Origin of the sequence: Burkholderia sp. E168m15 (genome assembly GCF_016586105.1) — a bacterium.
GTDB lineage: Bacteria > Pseudomonadota > Gammaproteobacteria > Burkholderiales > Burkholderiaceae > Burkholderia > Burkholderia orbicola.
Map to the genome: position 1 here is coordinate 1 of NZ_BCPO01000028.1, position 23,845 is coordinate 23,845.

Sequence of the window (23,845 nt, forward strand, 5' to 3'; positions counted from 1 at the left end):
AACTGAGCTACAGCCGCACGCAAAACGGTACTGCTTCAACTGTCGGAACCTTCTGCGATGGGAAGGCCCCCAAAAAAAGTGGCGCGGCTGGCAGGATTCGAACCCACGACCCCTTGGTTCGTAGCCAAGTACTCTATCCAACTGAGCTACAGCCGCACGCAACAACAAACTTCTACTGCTTCGAACTGAAAGGGCCTTCGGTTCGGAAGGCCCTCGAAAAAGTGGCGCGGCTGGCAGGATTCGAACCCACGACCCCTTGGTTCGTAGCCAAGTACTCTATCCAACTGAGCTACAGCCGCACGCAGAAGCGGAAGTATAGCAGAGTCGTATAAAAAGGGAAGCCTTATTCGCGAATTTGGTGCCATGGCCTTGGCCGGCCGCCCTTCGTGTACCCTTGGGGGATCAGTCATCCACGTTGAATCTGCATCATGAACAAGGCGTTTGTCAAAGAGTCGGACGGTGACGACGACGATCTCGACCAGGCTCAACCCGCGATTCCGGCGGGTGCGAAAAACTACATCACGCCGGCCGGCCACAAGCGGCTGCGGGACGAGCTGCTGAACCTGATCGACGTCGAGCGCCCCGAGGTCGTGCGGCTCGTGTCGTGGGCCGCATCGAACGGCGACCGGTCGGAGAACGGCGACTACATCTACGGCAAGCGGCGGCTTCGGGAGATCGATCGCCGCATCCGCTTCCTGACGAAGCGACTCGACCTCGCCGAAGTCGTCGACGCGAGCCGGCAGGAGAATGTCGACCAGGTGTTCTTCGGCGCGACGGTCGATTACGAGACGCCGGACGGCGAGGATCACACGGTGACGATCGTCGGGATCGACGAGGTCGACCTCGATCGCGGCTGCGTCAGCTGGATTTCGCCCGTCGCGCGTGCGCTGATCAAGGCGAAGATCGGCGACACCGTCACGCTGATGACGCCGGCCGGCCCGCAGCCGATCGACATACTCGACGTCCGGTATCCGGCGCGGGGCGACGCCTGAGCGTATCGGTCCGATGCAGCCAAGAAAAAGCGCCCCGATGTGGGCGCTTTTTTATTCGCGCGTACGTTGCGTTGGCGTTGGCGCTGCCGGTTGCTCAGAAGCGATGGCGCAGGCCGGCGGTCACCGCGATCTGCTTGTTGGTCGACGAAGCGCCACCGAGGCCATTGACATAGGCGCCGATGCCCAGGCCGTCCGTGCTGACTCGCTGATACACGCCTTGCACATACACGTCGGTCCGCTTGGACAGCGCATAGTCGGTCTGCAGGTTGAACTGATTCCAGCCCGGATGACGGCCGTCCAGGAAGCCGGCGGTGTACGTGTACGACCCGGCCAGCGACAAGGCCGGCGTGAGCGCGTAGCGCGCGTTCACTTCGTAGTTGTTGAAGCGGGCGAACGTGCCGTCGAGACCCAGGCCGCTCGACACGCCCGAGGCGCCCGCGGAGATGCCGAGCGCCCGGTTCACCCGCGTTTGCGTGAATACGAAGCCGGCCGTTGCGGGGCCGAACGTGTAGTTCAGGCCGCCGCCGAACACGCGCTGACGCTTGCCGACGAACGTGTTGTCGCCTGCCACCGCACCGGCGCTGTTGGTGACCGCAGCTGCCGTGAGGCCCGAGATGTCATTGTTCAACTGCAGGTAGCCGGCGCCGATGTTGAAGCCGGCGTAGGTGTACGACACCCCCGCGCTGTATGCGCGGTTGTTCGAGAACTGGTTGCTGTTCGAGAAGCCGTACAACGCGCCGAACTTCAGGCCGCCGAAATTGACGCTCGTATATTTGACCGAGTTATTGATCCGGAACGAATTGTTCAGGTTGTCGTTGTCGAACGGGTGGGCAAATTGGGTGCCGCCGAATTGCGTGCCGGTCAGCGACAGCGGCCCGATGTAATCGACGACGCTATCGTATTGGCGACCGAGGGTGACGGAGCCAAACTGGTCTTGCGACAGGCCGACGAACGCCTGGCGGCCAAACTCGCGGCCATTTTGGCCCAGCGTGCCGTTGGCGATGTTGAAGCCGTTCTCCAACACGAAGATGGCTTTCAGTCCGCCGCCGAGATCTTCCGTGCCGCGCAGGCCCCAGCGGCTGCCGTTGATCTGGCCGCTGCGTTCCGACCATGAGCTATGCCCGCCCTGATTGTTCGTGTAGGTGATGCCTGCATCGATCAGGCCGTACAGCGTAACGCTGCTTTGAGCATGGGCTGCGGTAACGAATACACCCGACAACGCGGTGACGATCAGGGTTTTTTTCATGGATCTGTCTCCAAACAGGATGATGTCGATCGAACCTGCGGCGGACTGGCCGTGTTTTGCTTGACGCTGTAGCCGGCCCGGCAGAGCGGCGGTGCGCTTATCAGAAATCCATCCGCAGTGTACGGAGGGTGCGAAGCGGGCGCGGCTCACACTTTAAGAAATAGTGTATTTTGGAATCCGCAAAAATTGAAAAAAACGCGGAAACCATTGCCCGGTAAGGGTTTGCGGCAGTGCGGCGAAGGGAAATAGCGATCAGGAGTACGTAACGGGCGTTGCGCGTGTGCGACAGACGGTCAGCAGCGGACAGGAGCGGCTATAGCGCGATTATTGACACATCGGCAATAGAGGTTTGTGTGGAGCATGGATAATGAAAGGTGGTTCTCTCGCTATACTGCGATCTCTGCTTTCCGAAGCAGACTTTTTCGTTGACGGAAAAGATCTCCAAACCTTTGTCGGCGCGACTTCCCAGTCGCGCTTTTTTTTTGCCCCGCTGCCCGGTGCGCTTACCGCGTGTACGAGCGGCGCTTGCGCTTGCCCGCGGGCGCGGCATCTTCTGCTTCGACCGGCGGCGGCGTGTAGGTCCAGTCTTCCATCACGTAGTGACGGGCATCCAGGGGCGATGCGAGCAGGTTCTGCCAGTGATCGCCGTGCCACGTCATATCGAATTCGGTGTCGCACGGCGCTTCGCGCGCGGACTCGGCCAGGGCGCGGGACTTGCGACGTACGCGTCCGAGCCGGCTCGCGAAGCGCTTGATTCCGTCCAGCCACATGACCCTCTCCTTCCTTTCGGCGTTGATTCAGGATCGCAACGTCCCCGGATTTCCGCAACCCGGAAAAAACCCGAGGATTTTACCGGGTCGATTTGTCCCCGGTAGGAATTTCACGGCCCGCATTATTAACGATCCGGTCCCGGTAATATTGACAGGTTTTTGATGCGAATCAATTAATCAAAGGCGATGGTGTGCCGATTCCAGTGGTATTAGCATCTTTTCGATAAAAGAGCCGCCAAAAATTTTCTTGACGCACCCGGATTGTCCAATTTATAAAGTCAGCACTCCGTCCTCGGGCGGCGTGCTGGTGCGGGTGCCGGCGCAATGTTTCGGGTTTCGGGTAACGGCTATAAAAATAGCTTTTTTGATCTTATCGAGTGGGGAACGAAGACATGGATACCGGTATCGTGAAATGGTTTAACGATGCTAAAGGCTTTGGTTTTATTACGTCGGACAATGGCGGTGAAGATTTGTTTGCGCACTTTTCCGAAATCCGGATGGACGGCTTCAAGACGCTGAAGGAAAACCAGCGTGTCTCGTTCGACGTCAAAGTCGGGCCGAAAGGCAAGCAGGCAGCGAATATCCAGGCGGTCTGACGCGCCACGCATTGCCGATCACGTCCGGCCCCCGCATCGCGGGGGCTTTTTGCTTTCCGGGGACGGAACGACCCGGTCCGGGCTGGTCGCGAGTGCGCCTGCCGGTGCATACTCACGGAAGCATCGTTTCCCAGTCTTTTCATGTCCGATTCCCGTCCGTCCGATCCCGCCAGCGAACAGCCGCTCGTCTTCGTCGACCTTGAAACCACCGGCGGCTCGCTCGCCGATCACCGCATCACCGAAATCGGCGTGGTCGAAATCGGGCCGCTCGGCGTATCGACGTGGACGAGCCTCGTCAATCCGGGGCAGGCGATTCCGCCGTTCATCCAGCAACTGACGGGCATTTCGGACGCGATGGTGCGTGACGCGCCGACGTTCGCGTCGCTCGCGCCGGCACTGTTCGAGCGGCTCGACGGCAAGCTGTTCGTCGCGCACAACGCGAGCTTCGACCGCGGCTTCCTGCGCGCTGAATTCGAGCGCGCGGGGCTGGCCTTCAATCCCGATGTGCTCTGTACGGTGCGGCTGTCGCGCGCGCTGTTTCCGCGCGAATCGCGGCATGGGCTGGACGCGTTGATCGAACGGCATGGGCTCGTTCCGGCCGCGCGCCATCGCGCGCTGGCCGATGCCGACCTGCTCTGGCAGTTCTGGCGCCAGTTGCACGACATCGTGCCGCTCGAGCGGCTGCGCGAGCAGATCGCGCGGACGACGCGCCATTTCCGTCTGGGCGGCGATCTCACCGAGGCCTGGCTGGATACAGCGCCGGCAGGGTGCGGCGCGTATGCGCTGTTCGGGGAGCGTGACGAAGCGCTGTATGTCGGCCGCAGTGTGCGCGTGCGGCAGCGGCTGCGTGCGCTGCTGACCGGCGAGCGCCGCTCGTCGAAGGAAATGCGGCTCGCGCAGCAGGTGCGGCGCGTCGAATGGCGCGAGACCGGCAACGAGCTGGGGGCGATGCTCGCCGAAGCGCAATGGATCGCGCGGTTGCGCCCGTCGTACAACCGGCGCCCCGCAGCCGACGCCGTCCGCGCGGGCGGGGCGCCCTGGCCGTTCGAAGGCGCCGTCGCGTTCGAGGCGAGCGGCGAGCGCCGCCTGTTTCACGTGATCGACGGCTGGTGCTATCTCGGTTCGGCGGAGTCGCTCGATGCGGCCGCGCGGCTCGTGGCCGACGCGACGGACGGCACGTTCGAACCGTTCACCCATCGCCTGCTGCAGACGCATCTCGCGCGCGGCCTGCAAGTGATTCCGCTCGTGGCGCTCACGCCGGCGGATTGAGCGCCGCAGGCCTCCGTCACTGCACCCGCGTCAGCCGATCGCGCTGGCCCCGCCGGCGGAGCAGACGTGCGACAGCGCGGTATCGAGCGCCTGCGTCTGCGTGGAGTCGTAGCGCGTGAGCGTCTTCCAGTTCGCGATGCTGCGCGCGAGCCGCGCCTGGCAATCAGGCGCCTCGCGAAGCGGGGCGACCTGCGCGAGACCGGAGAGCATCTTCTGCGTCAGCCGGTCGAGTGCCGGCCGCGTGCTGGTGGCGAGATCGGGCGGCGCGCCTTCCGGCGGCCGCGTCGTGCGCCAGGTCGCGAACAGTGCGTTCTGCACGTCCTTGCTTGCCGTGATCTGATCCTCGAAGAACGTTCGGGCGAACGCGGGATCGACGCCGGCCTGGACGGCACGTTTTTCGACCTCGGTGAGCAGGGCCGCTTCGCGCGGCCGGTCCTCGATGGCCTTGTGATTCGCCCATTTCCATCGCGCCACGGGTTCGGCGAGCGCGAGGCGCTGCGACGCGAGCGCAACGACGTTGGTGAGGGCGGTGTCGTCGCCGTCTGCACGGGCGGTATGCGGCGACGAAAGGAGGGCGACGCCGAGCGCGGCGACAGCGAGGCTGGCACGAATGGCTTGCTTCATCGGAACGATCGGGAGAGCCGGGCGGGCCGGACGTGGAAAACCAGAAGAATAGACGAAGACAGTCGCGCGGCGTAGCGTCGCGACAGGAGAATCAGCAGGCGTGCTGATCCGGCACCGTCAGGCTGTTGCGGCCCGGGTGCGAGGCGAATTGCGCGCGAAGCGCACGGAGGAACCGCACGATAGCGAGGATCGACACGCGGCGGTTACAGAACCGGACTGACGTTCACTTCGGCGCGTACAGCTTGTGCTGCTCGTCGAAGAATGCCCGAACGTGCTCAGGCAATTCGGCGAGGAATTCCACGCCGACGGGTTCCGGATCCGGGCTCATCACTTGCTCCGGCGGTGGCATGCGAGTTGGTCTTTCGTCCATGATCGTTTCTCCAGCAGGTTCAATGATTATCAACCTCGCGCTCGAATTTATGCCAGCGGCGAATCGTTAGATTTTGTCTCTGTTGTATTAACGGCACATGCGCTCCGACGCGAAGTGCGATGCCCGGTATTGCCGCTTCGCGATCGGCAACAATCGGGCCGCTTGTTATACTTGCGCGCACTTTTTCCTGGACCGCGATGAGACGAACGACGCGATGGATCGGCCTCGTATGGCTGGCGCTGGTACTGAACGTACTGTCGCCCGTCGTCGGCTACGCGCGTCTCGCGTCGAGCGGCTCCGGCACCCTCACGCTCGAGTTGTGCAGTGCAGCGGGCGCGCGTCAGGTCGTGCTCGCGCAAGCGGACGACGACCACGACACGTCGTCGCTCGACCATGCCGGCGTCCCGCATTGCGTGTACTGCCCCGGCTTCGCGGCCAACGTCGCGCTCGGCACGAGCCTGCCCGCGCTGCCGGGCTTCGTGCGCACGTTCGCGTATCGGGTGGCCGCGCCGGTCGTTTCCGATGTGCCCCGCAAGGGCATCCGTCTCGCGCAGCCGCGCGCCCCGCCTGAAAACGTTCCGGTCTGATTGATGTCGTCCGCGCGCCCCGGTGGCGCGCGAGCCGCCCGCGGCCCCGGTCCGCGCGTCGCGCCGTTCGTGCGCGGCTTGCGCCCCTGTGTCCGGCGGCGTCCGATCACGTTTTCAGGAACTCACTCATGTCGTTCACCTTTGCCGCGCGGCCCTCGCGCGGCCGGCTCGCGCTCGCCTGCGCGGCCGCTTTCGCATGGCCGGCCGCTTACGCGGCTGCCACCGACGATGTCCGCGCCGGGACCGCCCGCGGCGGTGGCGTCGATCGTCCCCCGACCACTGCGACCGCCGCGCCGGCTGCCGCCGGCGTCGCGGCAGCGTCCGCACCGGCCGGCGATACGCTGAGCGCCGTCAGCGTGACCGCGCAGCGGCAACCGGTCGACCCGGATACGCCGGCCGTCGTCACGTCAATTACGCGCGAGCAGATCGATGCGCACACCAACGTCACCACCGAGGACGCGCTGAAGTACGTGCCGAACCTGATGGTCCGCAAGCGCTACATCGGTGACCGCAACAGCATATTCGCGGGTCGCGACTTCAACGAACTGCAGAGCGCGCGCGGGCTCGTCTATGCGGACGGCGTGCTGCTGTCGAACCTGCTCGGTTCGAGCTATGCATACCCGCCGCGCTGGTCGCTGATTCCGCCCGACGACATCGCGCGCGTCGACGTGCTCTATGGCCCCTTTTCCTCGCTCTATCCGGGCAACGCGATCGGCTCCACCGTGCTGCTCACCACGCGCCGCCCGGAACAACTCGAGGCGTCGCTGTCGACGCAGTTCTTTACGCAGCGCTACCACGACGGCTACGGCTTTGCCGACAGCTTCGGCGGCAATCACCAGACCGCGCGGATCGCGAACCGCGTCGGCCGGTTCTGGTTCGCGCTGTCGCTCGACCGGCTGGAAAACAACGGCCAGCCGATGCAGTACGCGAGCCCCAATTCGGCCTACAACCCGAAACTGGGCGCCGCCGTGCCGGTGACGGGCGCCGCGACCGACCTCGGCCCCAACGGCAAGCCGCGGACCATCGTCGGCGCGCAGACGATCGAGCGGACCGAACAGCTCAACGAGACGGTCCGGATGGGCTATGCGTTTACCGATCACGTCGATGCGACGCTGACGCTGGGGCATTGGGAGAACCATTACCGGCAGCACGGCGAGACCTTCCTGCGAGATGCGGCGGGCAATCCCGTCTACGGCGGCAACGTGTCGATCGGCGGCCAGAACATGACGGTCGCGCCGAACGCGTTCGCGCCGCAGCGCGGCGACCAGGAGAACTGGCTGTACGCGCTCGGGTTGAACGGCCGGCTCGATTCCGGCTGGCGGCTGTCAGGCGTCGTGTCGGCGTACGACGTGTCGCGCGACGTGCTGCGCGCGGCCTCGACCGTGCAGGGTGGGGCGGGCACGCTGTTCCAGGGCGACGGCACCGGCTGGCGCACGCTCGATCTGAAGGCCGAGGCGCCGGTAGTGAAAGGTCATACGTTCACGTTCGGCTATCACTACGACAACTACTTCCTGCGCAACGTCACGTACAACACGGCCGACTGGCTGGCCGGCCCGACCACGTCGCTCGCGAGCGTCTATCGCGGCGACACGCGCACGCAGGCACTGTTCGGGCAGGACGCGTGGCGTTTCGCGCCGCGCTGGCTCGCGACGCTCGGGCTGCGCTACGAGCGCTGGGATGCGTATGGCGGCGCGCTCGGCAATGCGCGCGGCACGCTCGGCTATGCGGACCGCGGCGCGAACGCGCTGTCGCCGAAAGTCGCGCTGCAGTGGGACGCGACGGAGGTCTGGCGCTTCCGGCTGTCGTTCGCGACCGGCACGCGGTTCCCGACGGTCGGCGAATTGTTCCAGGGCACGATCTCGAACAACGCGATCGTCAACAACAACCCGAACCTGCGGCCGGAGAAGGCGATCGACTGGGACTTCACGGCCGAACGCGACGTGGGCGTCGGCGTCGTGCGCGCCAGCGTATTCCAGAGCGATCTGCGCGACTCGATCTACAGCCAGACGACGGTGTCGGGCGCGACCACCGTCACCAACGTCTCGAACGTCGACCGCGTGCGCGTGCGCGGCGTCGAACTCGCGTTCAGCGGCGAGAACGTCGGGGTGCGTGGGCTCGATCTCGACGCGAACGTATCGGCGAGCAACGCGCAGATCCTCGCCGATGCCGCGAACCCGGCCTACGTCGGTTCGCGTTTCCCGCGCATTCCTCGCATGCGCGCGAACCTGCTCGCGTCGTATCGCTTCGACGAGCACTGGCTCACGAGCGTCGGCGTGCGCTACTCGGGCCGCCAGTTCAACACGCTCGACAACAGCGACGTGAATCCGGACGTCTACGGCGGCACGAGTTCGTTCACGGTCGTCGATCTGAAGGCGCGCTACCGCTTCGATCGTCACTGGACCGCGTCGGTCGGCATCGACAACGTGACGGACCGCCGCTACTACACGTTCCACCCGTATCCGGGCCGCACGTTCTATGGAGAACTGAAATGGTCGCTGTGAAATCGAGGCCGCGGGCGGCGCTCGATGCGGGATGGCGAGGGGCGATGTCGCGCCCCGTGTGGATCGGGCGCGATGGCGTGCATGAAGCGCGCAGCGGATTGCTGAAGGCAGACGTGCTCGACGGCAGGTGGCGGCACGCGAAGCGCTGACGGAGCCGGTGGCGCGCGGCGAACCGGCCGTGCGCCGCGCCCGATGCGAAAACGCGCCCGAAGGCGCGTGGAGAGAAACGTCAGGCCGCTCGCCTGAATAGCCGGATCACGAACAGCAGGATCACCGCGCCGATGACCGCGACGATCACCGAGCCGATGAAGCCGCTGCCGATGCTGATGCCGAGCAGCCCGGCAAGCCAGCCGCCGATCACCGCACCGACGATCCCGACGATGATGTCGACGATCAGCCCGAAGCCGCCGCCCTTCACGAGCAAGCCGGCAAGCCAACCGGCGATCGCGCCGATGATGAGCCACATAATCAAGCCATGAGTCATGGTGGTCCTCTCCTTGGGTTGAGTCGAAATGACCGGGCACCGGCTGTCGCACGCCGCAAGCGGGTTGAAAGCGGCATGCGGCCGTCGCGCCGCCCACGCAATGTAACGCGATAGACGGGTCAGGATCGTTAAGTAATGTTATGCACCCTTAAGCAGATTTTCCAGGGGATTTGTCTGGGTACGGTACGACTCGTGTGTGCGCGATGCAGGGTGAGCAGGAGATCGATGTGACGGCCATGTCGCCTGCGTATGCGTCGTGCCGGAGGCGAGCACGGGCCCGTCGGGCTGCACGAGATGAGGATGCCGTTGCATTCACGTCGAGCAGCCGGCTTTCGTCGTCATGGCCGCGGGAGGTCGTGCCGCCGCAGACCGCGAGGGGCGGCCGATACGATCGACGGGTGTGAATGGGGGGAAATGTCGTGCGGAGGTGTCGACGGGGTTGCGCAGACAATGTGCCGCCACGATGATCGCGACGGACAACGTGCGCATGCGGTTGCCGAACGCGGACGCGAAGATCGTGGACTGTGTGATGGGACAGTGCGTCGCCGAGGGACTGCAGGATTTCGGCGCCGGAAAATAGAAAAGGCCTGACAAGCGATGCTTGTCAGGCCTTTATATCTTGGTGCCGGAGATAGGAGTCGAACCTACGACCTTCGCATTACGAATGCGCTGCTCTACCAACTGAGCTACACCGGCAGCAGAGAAATGAAATTATATGGTGAAATCCGCGATCTTGGCAATAGGTTTTGCGAAATTTTTTCAGCTTGCTGCGGCTGCTTCGCGAAACCTTCGATCCGGCGGACTTTCCGCTTTCACTTCACTGCGACGCGACCCGTTAGGGCCACATCGCGAAGGCGCGATTGTACTGATGTCTCGCACCCTCGTCCAGTGCTGCAGTGCAATTATTTTGCTTCGTCGTGATAGCCGGTCACGCGCTCGACTTCGTTCTTCGAACCGAGGAACACGGGCACGCGCTGGTGCAGGCCGGTGGGCTGCACTTCCATGATGCGCTGCGTACCGGTCGTCGCCGCGCCGCCCGCCTGTTCGACGATGAACGACATCGGGTTCGCTTCATACATCAGGCGCAGCTTGCCCGGACGATCGGGCGTGCGCTTGTCGGCCGGGTACATGAAGATGCCGCCGCGATTCAGAATCCGGTGCACGTCGGCCACCATCGACGCGATCCAGCGCATGTTGAAGTTGTCGCCGCGCGGGCCGTCCTTGCCGGCGTTCAGCTCGTCGACGTAGCGCTTGACCGGGTCGTACCAGTGGCGTGCGTTCGATGCGTTGATCGCGTATTCGCGCGTGTCGGCCGGGATCTGCATGTTGCTCTGCGTGAGCACCCACGAGCCGACTTCGCGGTCGAGCGTGAAGCAGTTCACGCCGTTGCCGGTCGTCAGCACGAACACCGTCTGCGGGCCGTATACGGCGTAGCCGGCCGCGACCTGTTCGGTGCCGGGCTGCAGGAACGATTCCTCGGTCGCTTGCTTGCCGTCCGGGCAGCGCAGCACCGAGAAGATCGTGCCGATCGACACGTTCACGTCGATGTTCGACGAGCCGTCGAGCGGATCGAACACGAGCAGGTATTCGCCGCGCGGGTAGTTCGCCGGGATCGGGAAGAACGTTTCCATTTCTTCCGATGCCATCGCGGCGAGGTTGCCGCCCCATTCGTTCGCGTCGAGCAGGATCTCGTTCGACAGGATGTCGAGCTTCTTCTGCACTTCGCCCTGGACGTTCTCGCTGCCGGCGGTGCCGAGCGCGTCGCCGAGCGCGCCCTTCGACACGTTGTAGCTGATCGCCTTGCACGCGCGGGCGACGACTTCGATCAGCAGGCGCAGGTCGGCGGGGAGGTTGTTGGTCTCACGTTGCTGTTCGATCAGGAACTTCGACAGCGTGGTGCGGCGGGCAATGGACATGACAGACTCCGAAAGGCCAAAGAATCCTTGAATGGCCGCAATTTTACCCGTCGCGCCTTCGGTGCCGCCGGCTTTTTTCGTCCGGTTACATGGCCGGGCCACCGAATCGGCGCGGTATCGGGCGGCGACGCCGGGCGGGGCGCGCTTGGTCGCGCAGGCCGTCCGAGCGGTCCGACCCCGCGATTGGGTGCGGTTACAGCCGTGGTCGTGCAATAAAAAAGCCGGCGCCGCGGGAAGCGGCACCGGCTCGAGCGTGCGAACGCGACAGGTCGAACGCGCGAGTTACGCGAGCGCCTTCTCGACGATCTCGCGCACGTCACGCGATTTCGCGCCGGCGGCGACCTGTTCGAGCGCGTCGCGCATCCGGTCGCGCAGCGCCGGCGTGAAGCGGCGCCACAGTTCGAGCGAGCGTGCGAGGCGTGCCGCGACCTGCGGGTTGATCGCGTCGAGCGCGAGCACCTGTTCGGCCCAGAACGCGTAGCCCGAACCGTCCGCCGCGTGGAATTGCGCGGGATTGGCCGCGCAGAAGCTGAAGATCAGCGAGCGCGCGCGATTCGGATTCTTCAGATTGAACGCCGGGTGCGCGAGCAGCTTGCGCACCTTCGCGAGCGTCGGCTGCGCGGGCGTACCGCGTTGCGCCGCCTGCATCGCGAACCACTTGTCGATCACGAGCGCTTCCTTCTCGAAGCGACGGTAGAAGTCGTCGAGCGCCTTCTCGGCCGGTTCGTTCGCGCCCGCGGCGGCCGCGGACAGCAGCGCGCCGAGCGCCGCCGCGCGATCGGTCATGTTGTTCGCCGCGTCGTACTGGGCGGTGGCGAGGCGCACGGCATCGGCCGGGTCCTCGAGTTCGGCGAGATACGCGAGCGCGAGGTTCTTCAGCGCGCGGCGGCCCGAGGCTTCCGGCGTCGGCTCGTAGGCGCCGGGCGTCTGGTGCTGCTCGTACGCGGCGAGCCAGTCGGCGCGCAGCGCGGTCGCGAGCTGGCGACGCACGAACTGGCGCGCGCGATGCACGGCGGCCGGATCGGCCTCGGCCATCTGGTCGGCGAGGTAGGTTTCCGACGGCAGCGTCAGCGCGAGTTCGCGGAATGCCGGCGACAGGCTTTCATCGGTCAGCACGCGGCGGAACGCTGCGACGAAGTTCTCGCCGAGCGTGAGCGGCGCGTTGGCGGCGGCACGCGCGGCGAGCGTCAGCAGCGCGCGCGTCGCGAGGCGCTGGCCGGCCTCCCAGCGGTTGAACGGATCGCTGTCGTGCGCGAGCAGGAACGCGAGATCGTCGTCGCTGTAGTCGTACTCGACGATCACCGGCGACGAGAAGTTGCGCAGCAGCGACGGCAGCGGTGCTTCCGGCACGTCGACGAACGTGAAGGTCTGCTCGGTGTCGGTGAATTCGAGCACGCGCGTCGTGCCCGATGCGGCGGCTTCGCCGTCCAGACGCAGCGGCAGGTCGCGGCCGTCGCGGCCGATCAGGCCGATCGCGAACGGGATCAGCAGCGGCCCTTGCTGCGTTTCGCGCGCGGCCGGCGACGCGTCGCCGTAGCCTTGCGCGAGGGTGACCGTATAGCGGCGCGCGGCCGCGTCGTACGCGGTACGCACCGACACGCGCGGCGTGCCGGCCTGGCTGTACCAGCGCTCGAACTGTGCGAGGTCGCGCCCGTTCGCGTCGGCCATCGCGTGGCGGAAGTCGTCGCAGGTCACCGCATGGCCGTCGTGGCGCTTGAAGTAGAGATCCATCCCCTTGCGGAAGCCGTCGCGGCCGAACAGCGTCTGGTACATCCGCACGACTTCCGAGCCTTTCTCGTAGACGGTCATCGTGTAGAAGTTATTGATTTCGACGTAGCTCTCCGGGCGCACCGGGTGCGCCATCGGGCCGGCGTCCTCGGCGAACTGCAACTGGCGCAGCACGCGCACGTCCTCGATGCGCTTGACCGCGCGGGCCGCCGATTCGACCTCGTCGCCCGCGGCCATGTCGGCCGAGAACTCCTGGTCGCGGAACACCGTCAGGCCTTCCTTCAGGCTCAACTGGAACCAGTCGCGGCAGGTCACGCGGTTGCCGGTCCAGTTGTGGAAGTACTCGTGGCCGACCACCGACTCGATGTTCGCGAAATCGGTGTCGGTCGCGGTCTCGGGGTTCGCCAGCACGTACTTCGTGTTGAAGATGTTGAGCCCCTTGTTCTCCATCGCGCCCATGTTGAAGTCGCCGACCGCGACGATCATGAAGCGGTCGAGATCGAGCTCGAGGCCGAAGCGCTTTTCGTCCCAGCGGATCGAGTGGATCAGCGAATCCATCGCGTGACGCGTCTTGTCCAGATCGGCCGGTTCGACCCACACCTGCAGCAGCTTTTCCTTGCCGGAGCCGGTCGTGATCGTTTCCTCGATCGCGACGAGCTTGCCCGCGACCAGCGCGAACAGGTAGCTCGGCTTGCGAAACGGGTCTTCCCATTTCGCGAAGTGGCGGCCGTCGGGCAGGTCGCCCGAATCGACGAGGTTGCCGTTCGACAGCAGCACCGGGTACGCGGCCTTGTCGGCGCGCAGCGTGACCGTGTACGACGCCATCACGTCGGGGCGGTCGAGGAAGTAGGTGATGCGGCGAAAGCCTTCGGCTTCGCACTGCGTGAAGAAGTTGCCGCTCGACACGTACAGGCCCGACAGCGTCGTATTCTGGTCGGGGGCGCACGCGCTTTCGAGCGTCAGCTCGAAAGCGTCGGGCACGTTCTCGACCGTCAGCCCGTGCTCGTGCGCGCGCACCGCGCCGTGCGGCGCGCCGTCCAGCCGCGCGCCGAGGAATTCGAGCGCCTCGCCCATCAGCTCCAGATGCGGCGCGGGCGCGGCATCCGGATTGCGGCGCACGCGCATCGTATTCCTGACGATCGTGCGGGCCGGCGCGAGATCGAATTCGAGTGCGACGGAATCGATGAGGAAGGCCGGCGGCGTGTAGTCGGCGCGGCGGATCACGGTGGAGGAGGCGTTGTCGGACATGGTCGTCGAGATCGGTGGAGTGGGGGACGGGCCCGTCGCGCGGGCCAGGCGAACCGGGCCATTGTACAAAGGCTTGCGGCTGCGTGCCGGGCGAACTTTTTACCGCTTCCGGGAGTCCGCGTATTATCGGCATCCCGTTGTGCTTCGCGCGGTGCGACGAACGGGTGACGGATCGACGAGGATCAACATGAAACGCGAATGGATTTTTCGCGGTGCGGGCTGGGCGGCGGCGCTGTGCGTCGCGCTGCTGACCGGCTGCACCAGCTACGTGACCACCCGGGTCACGGCCTTCTCCGACTGGAGCGGCAGTGACGCGACCCGCACCTATGCGTTCACGCGCACGGACGCGCAGAAGAACAGCATCGAACAGTCGACCTACGAGCCGATCGTTGCGAACGAGTTGTCCGCGTATGCGTTCCGACAGGTGCCGCAGTCGCAGGCACGCTATCTCGTCGGGCTGACCTATGCGGTCGGCAGCGATCTCGTGACGGTGCCGCAGCCGGTCTACTATGACCCGTGGTTCATGGGCCCCGGGCCGTACTGGCGGGGCGGGCCATGGAGTCCCTGGGGTCCGTGGGGCCCCTGGGGGCCGATGCCGGCCGGCTATGTCGCGCAGACCTACCAGGTGTTCGACTACACGCTGGGCATCCGCATCACCGAGCGCGCGACGGGCAAGGAGGTCTACAACGTGTCGGCGCGTACGACCGGCGACAACGGCACGCTGCTGTACGCGATGCCGTTCCTCGCGCGCAGCGCGCTCGCCGATTTCCCGTTGTCGAACGGCGCGGTCCGCACGGTCCGGCTGCCGGTCGACAAGCGCGGCGGGCCGGCGGCGCCGGCCGCCAACGAGCGCGCGGTGCCGGCGGCGCCCGCCTCGGGCGCGGCCGTCGCGAAGTAGCGCGACGGCCAACTCGGCGCGGCCGTCCGGCCGCGCCAGCCACCTTCCTGTCTGTCAGACCCCGACACCCAACAGCGCCAGCGCGCCGAGCACGACGAACAGCACGGCCGCGATCCCGTGTACGAGCTTCGTCGGCAGACGGTGCGCGAAACGGTCGCCGAGCAGGATCGCCGGCACGTTCGCGAGCATCATCCCGAACGTGGTGCCGGCCACCACGCCGATGTAATCCTGGAAGCGTGCGGCCAGCGCGACGGTCGCGATCTGCGTCTTGTCGCCCATTTCCGCGAGGAAGAACGCCACCAGCGTCGCGCCGAACACGCCGAGCCGCGAGCGGGTCGCATTGGCTTCGTCCTCGTCGAGCTTGTCCGGTACGAGAATCCACAGCCCCATCGCGATGAACGAGAACGCGAGCGCCCAGCGCATGATCGACGGCGTCACGAGCACGCCCAGCCATTCGCCGAGCGCGCCGGCGAAACCGTGGTTGACGAGCGTCGCGACGAGCACGCCCAGAATGATCGGCACCGGCTTGCGATAGCGCGCGGCCAGAACGAGGGAAAGCAGTTGGGTCTTGTCGCCGATTTCAGCGAGGGCGACGGCGCCGGTGGAGATCAGGAAGGCTTGGGACACGAATGGGGTTCCACGGGCCGTTGTTGTGCGTGCGAGCGACGATTCGCCGCGCGCCGGGCCCTGATGCGGCGCGCAGTGAACCATCGGTCTCGCCAGGCCAACGTGGCTGCGTCCGCCATGGCCGAACGGCCAAGTCTGTTGACGGACGCCTCCGTCACGATGCGCGCCGGGGCGCGGGACATCGAGCGGAGCGGCTACTCCCCAATGAGGGGCGAATTCTAGCATGGCCCGTTGCACGCCGGAAAGCGGCCAGGCCGCCGTGCCGCGCACCGGAGGATTTCGATTACCGGCATGCACGACGGCCAGGCGGCCGCGCATGCCGGACGGCCCGCAGGCAGCCCGCGGACGTTACGCGGCGGCCGGGCGGCGCGCGGCGCCGCGCTCGTGCACGAGTTCGCCGGCTGCATAGGTGCGGTACACCGCGCGGTCGTCGCCGAGCAGCGCGAACGCGAACAGCAGTTCCTCGAGCGACTCCGCGCGCTTCGTGCGGCGCGCGAGCAGCGGCGTCGCCTGCGGATCGAGCACGACGAAGTCGGCTTCGGTGCGCGGCTTGAGCGTGCCGACCGTGTCGGCGAGATCGAGCGCCTGCGCGGCGCCGGCCGTCGCGAGCCAGAACATCCGCGTGGCGGTCAGGTGATGGCCCGACAGCCGCGCGACCTTGTGCGCCTCGTTCATCGTCTGCAGCATCGAGAACGACGTGCCGCCGCCGACGTCGGTCGCGAGCGTGACCGGCACGTCATGTTCGCCGGCCTTGTCGAAGTCGAACAGGCCGCTGCCGAGGAAGAAGTTGGATGTCGGGCAGTGCGCGACGACGGTGCGTGTCTCGGCCATCCGGCGGCGATCCTCGTCGTCGAGATGGATGCAGTGACCGTACACCGCGCGCGGACGCAGCAGCCCGTAGCGGTCGTAGATGTCGAGATAGCTGCGATGGCCGGGGAACAGCTCGGCCACCCATTTCACCTCGTCGACGTTTTCCGCGACGTGGCTCTGCACGAACACGTCCGGATGGCGGCGCGCGAGTTCGCCGCACGCTTCCAGCTGCGCCTCGGTCGACGTCGGCGCGAAGCGCGGCGTGAGCGCGTACATCTGGCGGCCCTTGCCGTGCCAGCGGTCGATCAGCTCGGCGCTGTCGTCATAGCCCGACTGCGCGGTGTCGCGCAGGAATTCGGGGCAGTTGCGATCCATCAGCACCTTGCCCGCGATCATCCGCAGATCGCGCGCGTCGCTCGCGGCGAACAGCGCATCGGCCGACTGCTTGTGCACCGTGCAGTAGACGAGTGCGCTCGTCGTGCCGCACGCGAGCAGTTCGTCGATGAAGAAGTCGGCGACTTCGCGCGCATGCTCGGGGTCGCCGAACTGGCGCTCGGTCGGGAACGTGTACTTGTCGAGCCACGGCAACAGGCCGGGCGCCGGCGACGCGATCATGTCCGTCTGCGGATAGTGGATGTGCGTGTCGATGAAGCCGGGCACGATCAGCTTGTCGCGCAGGTCGTGGACCACCGCGTCGCGCGCAAGGGTCGCGGCGAGCGGCGCATACGGGCCGGCCGCGACGACCTTGCCGTCGTCGACGATCAGGAGCCCGTCGGTCTCGTAGTTCGCGGCCTGGCTCGATTGCGCCGGGTCGCCGTTGAAGGTCAGCAGCTGGGAACGGAAAGCGGTTTGCGTCATGACGAAGGGTCCTGCATCAAGGTAAGGCGAACAGAAGAAAGCGATCGATGCCGCACGGGGGCGGGACGGTGCTTCGCGAGCGGCGGCCGCACGTGATGTGCGGCACGGCCGGAGGCGATGGCGCGGGCGAGCGTGGCGGCCGAAGCCGTCAGCGAGTGGTTGTCCGCATACCTCGTAGCCGTTGCGCCTGCAACCGTTGCGCCCGCAGCCGGTATGCCCGCGTCCGGTACGACGGCGAACGGCACGGCAAGCCGCGACGGCCGGTGCGTGCGGGCGACGACGGGCTGCGTCATCGCTCTGCATGCACGCAGGCGCCCGGCCCGGCACAAGGCCGAACGGGGAATCGCGAAGCGGATGCGGTTGCCGCGTTTCATCTGTCTAGCGTGCCTCGATGCGGGCCGTCACGCGGCCTGCCAGTACGCGTCGAGGCGCGCGTACAGTGCGTCGCGCTGCGCCGGTTCGATGAACGACGCCTCGAAGCCGTTGCGGATCACCGCATGGACTTCGGCATCCGTGAGTTGCAGCCCTTCGGCCGTCGCGAAGTAGTTTTCATTGACGTAGCCGCCGAAATAGGCCGGATCGTCGGAGTTGATCGTCACCGCCACGCCGCGATCGAGCAGCGCCTTCAGCGTGTGCTTCGCCATGTCGTCGAACACGCACAGCTTCAGGTTCGACAGCGGGCACACGGTGAGCGCCGTGCGCGTTTTCGCGAGACGCTCGACGAGCGCCGCATCCTCGATGCTGCGCACGCCGTGGTCGATCCGGTCGACCTTCAGCACGTCGAGCGCTTCGTAGATGTAGGCGGGCGGGCCTTCCTCGCCCGCGTGCGCGACGAGCTTCAGCCCGAGTGCGCGCGCCTTTTCGAACACGCGTGCGAACTTCGTCGGCGGATGGCCGAGCTCGGACGAATCGAGCCCCACGCCGATCAGGCGATGACGATAGCGTTCGAACAGCGGCAACGCGGATTCGAACGTCGCGAGCGCGTCTTCTTCGGACAGGTGGCGCAGGAAACACAGAATCAGCTTGCTCGACAGCCCGCGCGCTTCGGCATCGGCGAGTGCGCGCTCGATGCCCGCGACGACCGTCTCGATCGGCACGCCGCGCTCGGTGTGCGTCTGCGGGTCGAAGAACAGTTCGGTGTGGACGACGTTGTCGGCGAGCGCGCGCTCGCAGTACGCGGCCGTCATGTCGTAGAAATCCTGCTCGGTGAGCAGCACGCTCGCGCCGGCGTAGTAGATGTCGAGGAACGATTGCAGGTCGGTGAACGCGTACGCGGCGCGCAGCGCGTCGATCGAGTCGTACGCGAGCTTCACGCCGTTGCGCTGCGCGAGCGCGAAGATCAGCTCGGGCTCGAGCGAGCCTTCGATATGGATGTGCAGCTCCGCTTTCGGCGCACGGGCAATCTTGTCCTTGAATGTCGGGGTCATGGCGTCGTTCTTGGTCGGTCAGTAAGTGGGGGAAGCCTGCGCGGACGCATTCGCCTCGACGGCCTGCAGCAACTGCGCGGCCACCGAGATCGCGATCACTTCGGGCGCCTTGTCGATGATGCCTTCGACACCGATCGGGCAGCGCATCCGCGCGACCTGGGCCGGGTCGATGCCGATCGCGGCGAGGCGATGATCGAACTGCACGCGTTTCGTGCGCGAGCCGGTCATCCCGAAGTAGGCATAGTCGCCGCGTCGCAGGATGCGCTCGGCCAGCACGAAATCGAGTGCGTGGTCATGCGTCATCACGACGAAGTAGGACTGCGGCGGCGCCGCGTCGACCGCGTCCGCCGGGGAGGCGGCCGCGTCGATCGCGAGGTTGCCGATGCCGGCGAGCGCGTCGGCCGGCGGGAACACCGCATCGGGCCCGTCGATCCAGCGCACGTGGCACGGCAGCGTCGCCAGCACCTTCACGAGCGCGGTGCCGATGTGCCCCGCGCCGAACAGCACGACGGGGAACGCATACGGCGCGATCGTTTCGGTCATCAGCGATACGCCGCCGGTTTCCCACAGCAGGCAGTCGGCGCGTGCGGCTTCCGATTCGGGCTCGCTCAACAGCGGCGCGCCCGGCGAGGGGCCGAATGATACGCTACGCACGGTCGCGGCGCCGGCCGCCACGCGCTTCGCGAGCGACATGATCCAGCCGAGGTCGCCGACGTCGAGCCGCTCGAACGCGAGCACCACGGCGCCGCCGCAGCACTGGCCGAGGCTCGGGCCGAGCGCGAGCCGCTCGAGCCGGCGTGCGTGCGGCACGTGCGCGCCGTCCTTCAGCAGATGCCGCGCGATCTCGATCGCCTTCCACTCCAGATGACCGCCGCCGATCGTATGGCGGGCCGTGTCGCGCGTGACGAGCATCTTGGTGCCGGCTTCGCGCGGCGCGGAGCCGTCGGTGTGCGCGACCGTCACGAGCACGGCCGCTTCGCCGTGCGCGAGCAGTTGCTGCAGATCGCCGAGCCAGGCTTCCATCAGCACGCTCCGTTCGGGACGACGCGGCACGACACGCGGCGCGCGCTGGCGGGCGCGGCGGCAACGAGGACGGACGGGAGCCGGGCCGGCCGGCTGCACGGCCGAGGCCATGCGGCGGCCGCGGACTGACGGCGTGCGCGAACGGCGCCGCCGGACGCGCGGACGCCATGAGGGTGACGGATGCGGATGGTTTGCGTTGTCATGATGAATCCAGTCGACATTGCGGATCGGGCGCGCGTTACGCAGGGAGCGGTGAAACCGCCTCGCCACGCGCACGTAGATCGCCATCCAGTCCCGAAGATAGCACCGCCACGCGGCGGGAACATGGCCGGGCGGTGATCCGGGCTATCAGGCGGCGATCATGTCGATCATAGGCCGGCCGCGCGGGATCGGGGGACCGATGCATGCACATCGGGCCCAAACGTACGCGTGACGGGGCGGGAGCACGGCGATCGCGCGATGCGCGCGGGCCCGGAAATCCGGGTGGCGGCAGGGTAGGTGTTTACGTGCGGCGACCGGCCAGGGCCGGCGCAGGCGTTGGCCGGAGCCGCGTGACGATTCGCTCGCCGGCGGCGCGTGGCCCGTGCGGTCGAGCCGCGCCGCCGGTTTTGCGGCCGGCAACGCGGCTGGCCGATCAGCTCGCCAGCTTGCGGCGATGACGCCAGAGGCTCGCGACGACCGCGACCAGGATCACGGCGAAGCCGATCAGCGCCCAGCCGGGCAGCAGGATGCCGAAAATCGGCGGGTAGACGGTCTCGCACAGCCCGGCGACCTTGAACATGCCGGGGAACCACTGCGCGGGCGGCAGGCTGTCGACGATCGGCTGCAGCGTGTCGAAGCCGCAGCTGAAGCCCGGATTCATCTGGATCGACAGGTGCCGTGCGGCCGTGCCGACACCGCCGGCCGCGGCGATCGCGATCAGCAGTTCGAGCACCCAGACGCCGCGCCAGTTGCGGATACCGGCGGCCAGGAACGCGAAGATCCCGATCGCGCAGAAGAAGTAGCGCTGGATGATGCACAGCGGGCACGGGTCTTCGTTCTTCACGTACTGCAGATACAGCGCACCGGCCAGCAGGGCGATGCACACCCATCCGAGCAGCATCAGCAGGCGGCGTTCGCGGCGTAGTGCAAGCGTGTAGTCGTTCATGTCGGCGGGGTTCCTCGTCGGTCGGTCCGGAAAACAATCGCGCGATTTTAGCGCGAACGGTCTGGCACGAAACTGACAGCGCGCGTGCGGCACCCTGCCGCACGCGGGCGCGGCCCGCCGCCGATCCGGCTTGCCATCGGCTCGCGCGGTCAGCGGATCGTGTTCAGCACGGCCTCGACCGACTGGCCGATCGCGAGCAGCGCGTCGTCGCGATGCGGCGCCGCCGCGAGCATCAGGCCGACCGGCGCCGCGTCGCGCGGATGGCACGGCAGCGACAGCCCGCACGCATCGAGGAAGTTGAACGCGCTCGGGTTGCGCAGGATCAGCGCGTTGGTGCGCGTGAACGCGTCGTCGTCCGTTTCGAGTTCGGCGATGCGCGGCGGCACGACCGGCACCGTCGGCGCGACGAGCGCATCGAAGCGCGACCAGACCGTGTGCGCGGCTTCGTCGAGCATCGCGGCGCGTGCGGCGAGCAGATCGAGATAGTCGGCCGCGCTCGCCGGTTCGCCCTTCAGGATGCGCGTCAGCACGCGCGGGTCGTACTGGTCGCGATGCGTGGCGAGCAGCGGACGATGCCACGCGTACGCCTCGATCGGCGAGAAGCCGAAACGGTTGATCTCCGGCAGCCGGTCGAGCGCGGGGAAGCGCACTTCGGTGACGATCGCGCCGGCGGCTTCGAGATGCTTGAGCGCGGTGTCGAGCGCGGCCGCGACGTCGGCATCGACGCCGTCCGTCACGTAGTTCGTCAGCACGCCGAGCCGTACGCCTTCGAGCGGCCGGGCGGCCGGCACGTGCGGCTCGAGCCCCGCCAGCATCCGGTCGACCAGTGCGCAGCACGCGACCGTCAGGCCGATCGGGCCGAACGAGTCGAGCGTCGTCGACAGCGGTACGCCGCCTTGCGTCGGAATTCGGCTCGCGGTCGGCTTGAAGCCCGTCAGCCCGCACAGCGCGGCCGGAATGCGGATCGAGCCGCCGGTGTCGGTGCCGAGCGCGACGGCGGCCATCCCGTCGGCGACCGACGCGGCCGCCCCCGACGACGAGCCGCCCGAAATCCGCGCGTCGCCCGGCACGTCGCGGTGGTACGGCGAGCGCGGGTTGCCGAAGTGCGGATTCAGCCCGAGCCCGGAGAACGCGAACTCGCTCATGTTGGTGCGGCCGACCAGCACCGCGCCCGCCCGCTTGAGCCGCGCGACCGCGACCGCATCGGTGCGCGCGGCCGGCGCGCCGTCGAGCACGCGCGACCCCGCGCGCGTGACCTGGCCCGCGACGTCGAACAGGTCCTTGACCGACACCGGAATGCCCGCGAGCGGCGACAGCACGGTGCCCGCGGCGCGCAGCCGGTCGTGTGCGTCGGCGGCCGCGCGGGCATTGTCCGCATCGACTTCGGTGAAGACGACGGCGCCCTGTCCCGACGGATCGGCGATCCGGTCGAGCGCGGTGTCGACGAGCGCGCGGCTCGTGGTCCGGCCGGCGGCGAGGTCGGCGGCGAGCTGGGCGAGCGGGGGGAACGGCGTGAAAGTGGTCATGGCGGCTCAGGGGCGAAGATGTTGAAGAAGCGTGGAGCGGAACGAATCGATATGGCCTTCGACGGCCGCGCGCGCGCCGGCGGCGTCGCGGGCGGACAGCCGGTCGAACAGCGCGCGATGCTCGTGCTGGACGTCGGCGAGATGGTGCGGTTCGGACAGCGTGACGAACCAGAAGCGCAGCGAGCGCTCATGCAGCGCGCGCAGGATGTCGGCGAGCACCGCATTGCGCGCGGCCGCGGCGATCGTCTGATGAAACGCGCGGTCGAGCTCCATCATGCCCTCGACGTCGTGCGTGTCGACGCAGGCCTGCCCATCGTCGAGCAGCGCGGCCAGGCGCGCGAGATCGTCGGGCGTTGCATGGCGCGCGGCGAGTTCGGCGCAGTGCGCTTCGTTGATGCGCCGCACGTCGATCACCGCGACGATGTCGTCGAGCGAGAGCGGCTGCACCATCAAGCCCTTGCGCGGTATCACGGACAGCAGCCCTTCGAGCACGAGCCGATGCACGGCCTGGTGCACCGGCGTGCGGCCGATTCCGGTGCGTGCAACGAGGTCGGCTTCGTTGAGCGCGGCGCCCGGCTTCAGGCGCATCGTGATGATGTCCCGCTGGATCAGCGCGTACGCGCGATCGGCGAGGCTGGCCGGCGACGCGGCGGGGCGGGCGCGGGTGACGTCGGTCAGGGTGCTCATGGCGATTGCGGCATCGGGGTCGGAAGGGGCGCCATCATGGCGCGGATGCTCGGGAAGCGTGGGGGCGATCCCTGGATATTATTGTGATATATCACTGATGTCCAGCGAGGTTGACGTCAAACGGGCAGCGCCGGTGCGTGAGGCAGCCGCTCTTCGGCGCGACTTGCCATCGACTTGCAACAATATCGACAGGATGTTGCAGGTTTGCCGCGCGATCGTGCACTGAAGCATAATGAATCCTCGTCTATCCTTACGCGCGAGCGACGCACCAGACCATCGTCATGAGCGAAAACACGCCTTCTTCGGCCGGTCTGCCCGGCACCTCTTCCGCTTCTTCCGATTCCCCCGTCCCGATCCGGCGAAAACACCCGATGCGCCGGCCCCGCAGGCCGCCGCGCAAAACGTCGCCGATGACGGCGCATCGCCCGTCACGGCCGCATCCGAGCCGGGTGCGCCCGGTGCGGCAGGCGCCGTCGGTGATGGCGCTGCGACGGCCGCGCCGCTGAAGCCG

General features: G+C 67.0%; 22 protein-coding genes, 3 tRNA genes, 1 pseudogene and 1 riboswitch. Of the genes and pseudogenes, 7 read left to right on the forward strand and 19 right to left on the reverse strand.

Features of this window, described 5'->3' with window-relative positions; all coding sequences use genetic code 11:
• Positions 1-79 precede the first annotated feature (79 nt).
• Positions 80-156, reverse strand: a tRNA-Arg gene (locus JMF86_RS04600).
• A gap of 66 nt (positions 157-222) precedes the next feature.
• Positions 223-299, reverse strand: a tRNA-Arg gene (locus JMF86_RS04605).
• Between the two features lie 129 nt (positions 300-428).
• Here JMF86_RS04605 and greB point away from each other — a divergent pair.
• Positions 429-992, forward strand: a complete 564-nt coding sequence (greB, locus tag JMF86_RS04610) for a transcription elongation factor GreB (RefSeq protein ID WP_006476618.1) — start codon at positions 429-431, stop codon at positions 990-992.
• A gap of 94 nt (positions 993-1,086) precedes the next feature.
• On the opposite strand, the gene JMF86_RS04615 is transcribed toward greB, so the two are convergent.
• Both JMF86_RS04615 and JMF86_RS04620 read right to left on the reverse strand, forming a co-directional pair.
• The gene (locus tag JMF86_RS04615) at positions 1,087-2,238 is read right to left on the reverse strand and encodes a porin (protein WP_012328103.1); all 1,152 of its coding nucleotides are present in this window, start codon (positions 2,236-2,238) and stop codon (positions 1,087-1,089) included.
• 503 nt (positions 2,239-2,741) lie between these two features.
• On the reverse strand, positions 2,742-3,008 hold the full coding sequence (locus tag JMF86_RS04620) for a hypothetical protein (protein WP_011544851.1): 267 nt from the start codon (positions 3,006-3,008) through the stop codon (positions 2,742-2,744).
• A gap of 392 nt (positions 3,009-3,400) precedes the next feature.
• Between JMF86_RS04620 and JMF86_RS04625 the strand changes: the two genes are divergently transcribed.
• On the forward strand, positions 3,401-3,604 hold the full coding sequence (locus JMF86_RS04625; RefSeq protein WP_006476615.1) for a cold-shock protein: 204 nt from the start codon (positions 3,401-3,403) through the stop codon (positions 3,602-3,604).
• 141 nt (positions 3,605-3,745) lie between these two features.
• Positions 3,746-4,873 carry an exonuclease domain-containing protein gene (locus tag JMF86_RS04630; RefSeq protein ID WP_006476614.1) on the forward strand — a complete coding sequence of 376 codons (1,128 nt, stop codon included), beginning with the start codon at positions 3,746-3,748 and terminating at the stop codon, positions 4,871-4,873.
• Between the two features lie 30 nt (positions 4,874-4,903).
• Here JMF86_RS04630 and JMF86_RS04635 read toward each other — a convergent pair whose 3' ends face one another.
• Both JMF86_RS04635 and JMF86_RS04640 read right to left on the reverse strand, forming a co-directional pair.
• On the reverse strand, positions 4,904-5,497 hold the full coding sequence (locus tag JMF86_RS04635; RefSeq protein ID WP_027808998.1) for a chorismate mutase: 594 nt from the start codon (positions 5,495-5,497) through the stop codon (positions 4,904-4,906).
• 223 nt (positions 5,498-5,720) lie between these two features.
• On the reverse strand, positions 5,721-5,867 hold the full coding sequence (locus JMF86_RS04640; RefSeq protein WP_006476612.1) for a hypothetical protein: 147 nt from the start codon (positions 5,865-5,867) through the stop codon (positions 5,721-5,723).
• A gap of 197 nt (positions 5,868-6,064) precedes the next feature.
• On the opposite strand from JMF86_RS04640, the gene JMF86_RS04645 reads away from it, so the two are divergent.
• From JMF86_RS04645 to JMF86_RS04655, 3 genes and pseudogenes are all read left to right on the forward strand, one after another.
• Positions 6,065-6,454 (forward strand): DUF2946 domain-containing protein, encoded by a 390-nt coding sequence (locus JMF86_RS04645; protein ID WP_027813808.1) that lies wholly within the window; start codon positions 6,065-6,067, stop codon positions 6,452-6,454.
• A 128-nt stretch (positions 6,455-6,582) separates the two neighbouring features.
• Complete coding sequence (locus JMF86_RS04650) at positions 6,583-8,955, forward strand: TonB-dependent receptor (RefSeq protein ID WP_201316772.1); 2,373 nt, start codon at positions 6,583-6,585, stop codon at positions 8,953-8,955.
• Between the two features lie 5 nt (positions 8,956-8,960).
• Positions 8,961-9,104: pseudogene (locus JMF86_RS04655) on the forward strand (TlpA family protein disulfide reductase); the annotation flags it as partial.
• Between the two features lie 80 nt (positions 9,105-9,184).
• Here JMF86_RS04655 and JMF86_RS04660 read toward each other — a convergent pair.
• From JMF86_RS04660 to pepN, 4 genes are all read right to left on the reverse strand, one after another.
• On the reverse strand, positions 9,185-9,439 hold the full coding sequence (locus JMF86_RS04660) for a GlsB/YeaQ/YmgE family stress response membrane protein (protein ID WP_006476609.1): 255 nt from the start codon (positions 9,437-9,439) through the stop codon (positions 9,185-9,187).
• Between the two features lie 620 nt (positions 9,440-10,059).
• A tRNA-Thr gene (locus JMF86_RS04665) sits at positions 10,060-10,135 on the reverse strand.
• 206 nt (positions 10,136-10,341) lie between these two features.
• Positions 10,342-11,355 (reverse strand): class 1 fructose-bisphosphatase, encoded by a 1,014-nt coding sequence (locus JMF86_RS04670; RefSeq protein WP_012328107.1) that lies wholly within the window; start codon positions 11,353-11,355, stop codon positions 10,342-10,344.
• Positions 11,356-11,637: 282 nt separating this feature from the next.
• Complete coding sequence (gene pepN, locus JMF86_RS04675; RefSeq protein ID WP_027813810.1) at positions 11,638-14,331, reverse strand: aminopeptidase N; 2,694 nt, start codon at positions 14,329-14,331, stop codon at positions 11,638-11,640.
• Positions 14,332-14,518: 187 nt separating this feature from the next.
• On the opposite strand from pepN, the gene JMF86_RS04680 reads away from it, so the two are divergent.
• Positions 14,519-15,229, forward strand: coding sequence for a DUF4136 domain-containing protein (locus tag JMF86_RS04680; RefSeq protein WP_054927501.1), 711 nt, complete (start codon positions 14,519-14,521; stop codon positions 15,227-15,229).
• Between the two features lie 54 nt (positions 15,230-15,283).
• Here the strand turns inward: JMF86_RS04680 and JMF86_RS04685 are convergent, their stop codons facing one another.
• From JMF86_RS04685 to JMF86_RS35260, 9 genes are all read right to left on the reverse strand, one after another.
• The gene (locus tag JMF86_RS04685; protein WP_012328109.1) at positions 15,284-15,856 is read right to left on the reverse strand and encodes a TMEM165/GDT1 family protein; all 573 of its coding nucleotides are present in this window, start codon (positions 15,854-15,856) and stop codon (positions 15,284-15,286) included.
• Between the two features lie 78 nt (positions 15,857-15,934).
• Positions 15,935-16,071, reverse strand: a riboswitch (yybP-ykoY riboswitch).
• A gap of 133 nt (positions 16,072-16,204) precedes the next feature.
• Positions 16,205-17,524 (reverse strand): guanine deaminase, encoded by a 1,320-nt coding sequence (guaD, locus tag JMF86_RS04690; RefSeq protein WP_054927502.1) that lies wholly within the window; start codon positions 17,522-17,524, stop codon positions 16,205-16,207.
• Positions 17,521-17,898: a hypothetical protein gene (locus JMF86_RS04695; RefSeq protein WP_082409280.1), complete on the reverse strand. Its 378-nt coding sequence runs from the start codon at positions 17,896-17,898 to the stop codon at positions 17,521-17,523. The genes guaD and JMF86_RS04695 overlap by 4 nt, the downstream gene beginning before the upstream one ends.
• Positions 17,899-17,925: 27 nt before the next feature.
• Positions 17,926-18,951 carry an adenosine deaminase gene (locus tag JMF86_RS04700; protein ID WP_006476603.1) on the reverse strand — a complete coding sequence of 342 codons (1,026 nt, stop codon included), beginning with the start codon at positions 18,949-18,951 and terminating at the stop codon, positions 17,926-17,928.
• Between the two features lie 18 nt (positions 18,952-18,969).
• Complete coding sequence (gene xdhC, locus JMF86_RS04705) at positions 18,970-19,974, reverse strand: xanthine dehydrogenase accessory protein XdhC (protein WP_012328110.1); 1,005 nt, start codon at positions 19,972-19,974, stop codon at positions 18,970-18,972.
• 634 nt (positions 19,975-20,608) lie between these two features.
• On the reverse strand, positions 20,609-21,121 hold the full coding sequence (locus JMF86_RS04710; protein ID WP_011544863.1) for a disulfide bond formation protein B: 513 nt from the start codon (positions 21,119-21,121) through the stop codon (positions 20,609-20,611).
• Positions 21,122-21,270: 149 nt separating this feature from the next.
• The gene (locus JMF86_RS04715) at positions 21,271-22,647 is read right to left on the reverse strand and encodes an amidase (protein ID WP_027809005.1); all 1,377 of its coding nucleotides are present in this window, start codon (positions 22,645-22,647) and stop codon (positions 21,271-21,273) included.
• Between the two features lie 6 nt (positions 22,648-22,653).
• Positions 22,654-23,334 (reverse strand): GntR family transcriptional regulator, encoded by a 681-nt coding sequence (locus JMF86_RS04720; RefSeq protein ID WP_077178004.1) that lies wholly within the window; start codon positions 23,332-23,334, stop codon positions 22,654-22,656.
• Positions 23,335-23,584: 250 nt separating this feature from the next.
• The coding region (locus tag JMF86_RS35260; RefSeq protein WP_201316773.1) for a hypothetical protein at positions 23,585-23,845 on the reverse strand (261 nt) is incomplete at its 5' end.